We start from the raw sequence: 7,538 nt of genomic DNA, 5'->3' as shown, positions 1-7,538 counted from the left end.
TTTAAAGCGCTAAAGACACCACAACACAAAAAAACCGCCCATCACTGAATGATGGACGGTTTTGATTGAAAAATTATTTTGTTATGTCGTTTGCTGCAGCTGTATCAAATTCAGATTGAATTTCTTCGCTCGGCTGCGGTCCAACTTTAGAGAAGATAAGGATCGCAATCGCAGCAAGGATGAAACCTGGTACGATTTCATAAAGATCTGTTCCAAGTTCCGGCCAAATAACGACTGTCAACGCACCAACGATCATACCTGCAAGGGCACCATTGCGTGTCATACCTTTCCAGAACAGTGCAAAAAGGATAACCGGTCCGAATGCTGCTCCAAATCCTGCCCACGCATAACTTACAAGGTCAAGGATGCTTGAAGCATTTTCATTAGCAGGATTCGCTTGTACTGCAAGGAGAACAGCAACTAAAGCGATAAGGATAACACCCAGGCGTCCAACCCAAACCAATTCTTTGTCAGAAGCATTCTTACGGATGATCGCTTTGTAGAAATCCTCTGCAAGTGCACTTGAAGAAACAAGCAGCTGGGAATCGATTGTACTCATGATAGCTGACAAGATTGCCGCTAATAGAATACCAGATACCCATGGGTTGAATAATACGTCAGTGAACAAGATAAATACTTTCTCAGAGTTATCAGCTGCGTCTGTAATCAGTGGAGCATCAGCGAAGAATGCAATACCTGCAAGACCTACCAATACTGCTCCTACCATGGCAAGGATCATCCACGTCATACCGATCAAGCGTGCTTTCGGTACATCTTTAGTAGATTTTAAAGCCATAAAACGAGTGATGATGTGCGGCTGGCCAAAGTAACCAAGACCCCATGCTGCCAGTGAAATGATTCCGATTCCCGTCATTCCTGTGAAGGCACTCATGTAGTCAGGATTGATTGCGTTGACTTGATCAACCGTGCTGCCCCAGCCGCCCACTTCTGTAATGGCAACAATCGGAGCAACAATCAGTGCAAGGAACATTAAGATACCCTGGATGAAGTCAGTCCAGCTTACTGCAAGGAATCCTCCAAGGAAAGTGTAAGAAATGATGACAATCGCACCGATTAGAAGTGCAGTATTGTAGCTCATGTTAAATGATTCTTGGAAAAGTACCGCTCCACCTACAAGTCCTGATGATGTATAGAACGTAAAGAAGATTAAAATGACTAATGCAGAAACTACACGAAGGATTCGGGACTTATCTTTAAAACGATTTTCAAAGAAGTCAGGAACAGTGATTGAATCATTTGCGACTTCTGTATAAGAGCGTAAACGTGAGGCAACGAACCTCCAGTTCAGATAGGCACCTACGACTAACCCTAGTGCCAGCCAGATAGATCCAAGACCTGCTGCATAAGCATAACCCGGCAAACCTAGTAAGAGCCATGAACTCATATCAGATGCTCCGGCACTCAGTGCTGCCACGCCCGGTCCTAAGCTGCGTCCTCCTAAAACATAATCAGATAAATTACTTGTCAATCTGTACGAAATGATACCAATTGCTAACATACCTACTAAATACACAATAAAAGTAACTAAAGTAGCTGTTTCCATGTTATATTTACATTCTCCTTTCAAATTTTTGATGGTTTTGTTATTGAAACTCTAAGGTGAATTACGTTTTTGCACTTTGACGCTCTTATTTACCCTATGCATCTCACTTGTAAACTTATTCATGGAGTTTCCTTCATTTGAAGGGTATGAAATAAGCCTGACGAGCCCGGGTAACTTCACAACATTAACAATCGTAACACAAAAACAGCCTTGTATCATTAAGAATTTTCAGAATATAATTTTACGACTGATTATTTATGCAAGCATGTTGTATAAATAATTCCATGAAAGCGCTTCCTGTATCATATATATTCAGAAAAATTTATAAAATTAAATTCATAATTTGTTCAAATATACCTATTGCCAACCATTTAAAAAGGAGAATCGCTCTATTTTTTCCCCTCCTAATCAAGCTGAAGCATTATCTTATAAAAGTATTTCCACCCCTTTTCCTGGGTCATTTTTGGCATGACTGGGAGAAAATTTTCTCATAGGTGAGTATTGACGGACTTATTTTGCCCAGCAAGAAACCTGTTATGCATTAACCTTTTTTGTACGGATAATAACTGAACCGGTCCTCAGACGAAGCGTTCTCCAAGACCAGTGCGAATTCCGCACAAAAAAGACCGACCCGGAATGAGGTCAGTCTTAAGATTATTCATAAATGTGTACAAAGGGTTCGCCCTGCTGCTTCAAAACGATTAATGATTCCACTCCATCAGCTGATGTAATTTCAATCTCCACACTTGTACCTTTCGGGAACAGTTCGGCAGCAAGCTCTGCTGTAAACTGAGTGAAACCGATTGTTTCCGCTTTTCCATTGAATTGAATGGGAATGTCGATCTCCAGACTTTCCATCTGATCTTTTTGATAAAAAGCATAGCCAACCACGCCTACATAGTTCGGAAAGTAGTTTTCAACCTTTTCTCTAAACTCATTGAACACTTTCATATCCTCAGGGTAGGCTCTTTCAGCCTGTTCAGACGGGAAAAAGTAATGTTCTTCATTCACATTCTTCCATTCGCCGATTGTGTCATTTCCCGCATTGACTGTCGCGTAGGCGAAATAGTTCCCCGGAGTGACAGAACCTTTGCTCGACTGTTCATATAGAGCAATGGTGATCGGAATGCCATCAAGCTCAGGTTTATCCCTCAGCCTGCTGATCACTTCCCGTGCGATTCGAGTCCCTTGCTGCCTGACTTCTTCATGGCTTATGTCAGTCTGCCGTGTTTCCCCTGTATTCTGATCTTGATAATAAGAAACGGAGTTCAACGCCAGCCCGACAACAACACTCGCAAGCTGAATCTTGCTATCTTCAACTTTTTCCAAGTAGTTATGTTCTATCATATGGGCAAGGTAGATTGGCGTGTCTTTCTCTTCACCAGGAGTGTTTTCAACCGGATTGAGGCCCACATTCTGCTCTTCCGTTAATCCTTTTTCTTCTAATTGCTCACTCGTGAATTTTCTGTTCAGCCAGGATTGAATTGTTTCTTTATCTAAAACCTGCCCCTCTTTGAAAAGGTACTGATCAGTTGGAAAAACATTCTTCGCCATCCTGACCAGCCCGGATTCAAATATGTCTATGTCATAACGGGACTGCAGGTTGTTGACGACCATGCCTCTCGTATCCGTCGATTCATATGGCAGCAACGTTTTATAGTACTCATCTGAAATCTGGTAATTAGGAATGATCGCTGTTTCCGATTGCTGATTTTCATCTTCTTCCACGACTTGTTCCTGTTTTTCAAAAGCGGGGGCACAGCCGCTCAGCAATAGCGCAGCTGCAGATGCCGCCAACCATTTCTTCATGTGTTTCCTCCACCTTTAACGGTTAAGTTCTTCAATCAGCTTCTCTTCGTCCCATATCTCTATTTGAAGTTCCTGGGCTTTGGATAATTTTGATCCTGCATCTTCGCCGGCAACCAGGAGGTCGGTTTTCTTACTGACAGAACCGGTCACTTTGCCGCCCAGCTCTTCAATTTTTTGTTTCGCTTCGTTCCGGCCAAGCTGTTCAAGCTTTCCTGTAAGGACAATGGTCTTGCCTGCAAAATAAGAATCAATTTCATCGACTTTTACAGGTTTTGGACCTTTATACTCCGTATTGACGCCGGCCGTTTTAAGTTCGCCGATCAGCTCCATCACTTCTTCTTTTTCAAAGTACGCCACAACCGCATCTGCCATCTTGTCGCCAATTTCGTTGATGGCCGTCAGCTGATCTTTAGATGCAACTTTGAGATTGTCGATATTCTCGAATTCCTGGGCAAGGGTCTTGGCCGCTTTAGCTCCGACATGGCGGATACCCAAGCCGAATAACAGACGTTCCAGTGAATTTGATTTTGAAGCTTCGATAGCATTCAAAAGGTTATCCACCGATTTTTCACCCATTCTCTCAAGCTGCAGGAGCTGCTCTCTTTGGAGGCGGTAAATATCGGCTACGTCCACAATCAAGCCTTCCTTGAAGAGCTGGCTGATCACTTTTTCACCCAGTCCGTCAATGTTCATAGCATTTCTAGAGACGAAATGAATCAACCCTTCTCTGATCTGCGCCGGACACTTAGGGTTGATGCAGCGAAGAGCAACTTCTTTTTCAAGCCTGACAAGCCCGCTTCCGCATTCAGGGCATTCCTCAGGCATATGGAAATCCTGTTCGTCACCGGTACGCCGTTCTTCCAGGACATTCACCACTTCCGGTATGATATCCCCTGCCTTTTTGACAACAACATAGTCACCGATTTTGATATCCTTTTCCCTGATTAGGTCTTCATTATGCAGGGAAGCGCGCTGCACCGTCGTTCCAGCGACTTTGACCGGCTCCAGAATGGCAGTAGGTGTCACTACACCCGTTCTGCCGACACTTAATTCGATATCTTTTAAGAGCGTAACAACTTCTTCGGCAGGAAATTTATAAGCAATGGCCCACCTCGGGCTCTTAGCTGTTGTACCAAGCTCCTGCTGCAACGGAAGGGAATCGACCTTGATGACGATGCCATCGATGTCATACGGAAGGTCTGGACGTTTCTCTACCCATCCTTCCACGTACTGGATGACTTCCTCGATATTGCTGCATCTTTTTCTTTCTTTATTGGTCTTGAAACCAAGCTTGTCTAATAGATCGAGACCTTCACTATGAGAGACCACACCTGTTTCACCGACATCCGCAATGGAGTACAGGTAAATATCCAGATTACGGGATGCGGCTATACGAGGGTCAAGCTGCCTTAAAGATCCTGCAGCGGCATTCCGCGGGTTCGCGAACGGCTCTTCTTCCTTTTCTTCCTTCGCTTTGTTCAGTGCTTCGAACGATCTTTTAGGCATGAATGCTTCCCCTCTTACCTCCATTGTCAGAGGTTCAGGGATTCGAAGCGGAATCGATTTAATGGTTTTCAGGTTAGCGGTGATATCTTCACCGATCGTCCCGTCTCCCCTTGTCGCCCCCTGGCTGAAAAGGCCGTCTTCATAGCGGAGGGAGACCGCAAGACCATCGATTTTTAATTCACATACGTAGGAATAGGCCTCTCCTGCCGCCTGGCGGACTTTGCGGTCAAAATCCCTCAGGTCATCTTCGTTAAAAGCATTCCCGAGACTGAGCATAGGCGTTCTGTGCTCGACTTTCTCAAAAGCTTCAAGCGTGTTTCCACCCACCCGCTGTGTTGGCGAGTCGGGTGTTCTCAGTTCAGGGAACTCCGTCTCAATCGCGATCAGCTCATTCATGACCCGGTCATACTCGGCATCGGGCACTGACGGCTTGTCCAGCACATGATATTCATAATTATATTGATTTAAAAGATTATGAAGTTCAGCAACTTTTTGTTCTGCGCTTTTGATATCCACAATAACAGCCCTTTCTCGTACTAATTAAACTTTTTCGACAGGAGCAAACTTCGCTAATAGACGCTTGATGCCTGTTGGACTAGGGAAAGCAATATCAAGCTCCATCCCATCTCCGCTGCCTTTAACGCTGACAACGGTTCCGGTGCCCCATTTTTTATGGGCCGCTCTGTCGCCAACCTGCCAGGAGATCCCTTCTCCTCCAGTTGTCGTCGGTACAGGGCGCGAAACCGGCTTTCTTCTCACCGGCTGCTGAGTCCTTGACGCTGTGGTTTTCCCTCCCGATGAGAACGGACTTCTTTTTTCCGGCTCAAAATTATCTATGAGATCTTCAGGAATTTCAGCAATGAACCTTGAAACTGGGTTCATTTTCGTCTGACCGTATAATGTCCTCATTTGAGCATTGGTCATGTATAGTTCCTCTTCAGCCCTTGTGATGCCTACATAAGCAAGACGTCGTTCTTCCTCCATCTCTTCTTCATCCATCAGTGAACGGCTGTGCGGGAAGACACCTTCCTCGAGCCCCATCAGGAAGACAACAGGGAATTCCAATCCTTTTGCAGCATGCAGTGTCATCAAAATAACGGCATCCGTGGGCTGCTCATCATCATCAAGCTTATCGATATCGGCAACAAGCGCAAGGTCGGTAAGGAAAGCGACCAGTGATTTATCATCATTGGTGTCTTCAAAGCTCTTTGTAACGGACAAGAACTCGTCGATGTTCTCCAGGCGGCTTTGTGCTTCAATCGATTTTTCCGCTTTCAGCATTTCCCTGTAACCGGACTTTTCGAGGATTTCTTCCACAAGTTCTGTCACAGAAAGATACTCCTGCATCTGAGTATAGCCTTTCACAAGATCTTTGAATTCAATGACCGATTTCGTGATTTTCGGGCTCAGGCCGATAAAATCCGCTTCTTCGAGCGCCTGCATCATGGACAGGTCATTCATTGCAGCGTAATTCGCGATTTTATCTAGAGAAGTCGACCCGATTCCCCTTTTGGGTACATTAATGACGCGGCGCAAGCTGATATCATCATCAGGATTGGAGATCAACCTTAAGTAGGCCAGAATATCTTTGATCTCTTTACGATCGTAGAACTTCACGCCTCCTACGATGCTGTATTCAATATTGGATTTTAGAAGAATTTCCTCCATTACACGGGACTGGGCATTTGTACGGTAAAGGATTGCAAAGTCGGAGAATTTCCGTTTGCCGCTATCCGTCATTTCTTTGATTTTACCCGCGACAAACTGGGCTTCGGATTGCTCGCTGTCCCCTCTGTAATAAGTGATCTTCTCGCCTTGTTTATTTTCTGTCCAGAGATTCTTCGGTTTTCTGTTCGAGTTTTTCTGGATGACGTCATTAGCAGCGTGTAAGATCGTTTTGGTCGACCGGTAGTTCTGCTCGAGCAAAATCACATTGGCTCTCGGATAGTCTTTTTCAAAGGACAGGATATTCGCAATATCCGCTCCGCGCCAGCGATAAATCGACTGGTCGGAATCCCCGACGACACAAAGGTTCTGAAAGCGGGAAGCCATCATTTTGACAAGCATATATTGCGCTCTGTTGGTATCCTGATACTCATCCACGTGGATGTACTGGAATTTTCTTTGATAAAACTCAAGCACTTCCGGTACCCGCTGGAATAATTGGATCGTCGTCATGATCAGGTCATCAAAATCGAGCGCCTGGTTCTTGCGAAGACGTTTTTGATATTCTTCGTATACGTCTGAAATCACATTATCATAATAGCTTCCGGCTTCTTTTGAGAATTCTTCAGGTGTCTTCAGTTCATTTTTCGCTGAAGAAATAGAGCCGAGAATGGACCTTGGGTCAAATTTCTTCGGGTCGATGTTTTTGTCTTTCAGGATCGACTTGATGACGGATAACTGGTCCGTCGTATCGAGAATCGTAAAGTTCCGGGTGAACCCGATTCGGTCGATGTCACGTCTCAGAATCCGGACACACATGGAGTGGAACGTAGAAATCCAGATTTCATCCGCCACTCCTCCAAGGATGTTTCCTATCCTGTCTTTCATTTCTCTTGCTGCTTTATTTGTAAAAGTAATCGCCAGAATGTTGTAGGGATTGACTCCCTTTTCAACCATAAGGTAGGCGATACGGTGTGTCAGCACACGTGTCTTA

4 protein-coding genes are annotated in these 7,538 nt (G+C 44.8%); all 4 read right to left on the bottom strand.

Features of this window, described 5'->3' with window-relative positions:
- Positions 1-73: 73 nt before the first annotated feature.
- Positions 74-1,564, bottom strand: a complete 1,491-nt coding sequence (putP, locus tag BSG1_RS18305; RefSeq protein WP_006838710.1) for a sodium/proline symporter PutP — start codon at positions 1,562-1,564, stop codon at positions 74-76.
- Positions 1,565-2,218: 654 nt separating this feature from the next.
- Complete coding sequence (locus tag BSG1_RS18300) at positions 2,219-3,373, bottom strand: CamS family sex pheromone protein (protein WP_006838708.1); 1,155 nt, start codon at positions 3,371-3,373, stop codon at positions 2,219-2,221.
- Between the two features lie 15 nt (positions 3,374-3,388).
- Positions 3,389-5,395, bottom strand: coding sequence for an NAD-dependent DNA ligase LigA (gene ligA, locus BSG1_RS18295; RefSeq protein WP_006838707.1), 2,007 nt, complete (start codon positions 5,393-5,395; stop codon positions 3,389-3,391).
- A 24-nt stretch (positions 5,396-5,419) separates the two neighbouring features.
- Positions 5,420-7,538 (bottom strand): DNA helicase PcrA (pcrA, locus tag BSG1_RS18290; RefSeq protein WP_006838706.1); only part of this gene is annotated, 2,119 nt, incomplete at its 5' end.

The organism is Bacillus sp. SG-1 (genome assembly GCF_000181495.1).
In the GTDB taxonomy this organism is placed as follows: domain Bacteria; phylum Bacillota; class Bacilli; order Bacillales; family Bacillaceae_B; genus Rossellomorea.
Note: the sequence above shows the minus strand (reverse complement) of the source record. Positions and strands in the feature narration are given on the sequence as shown.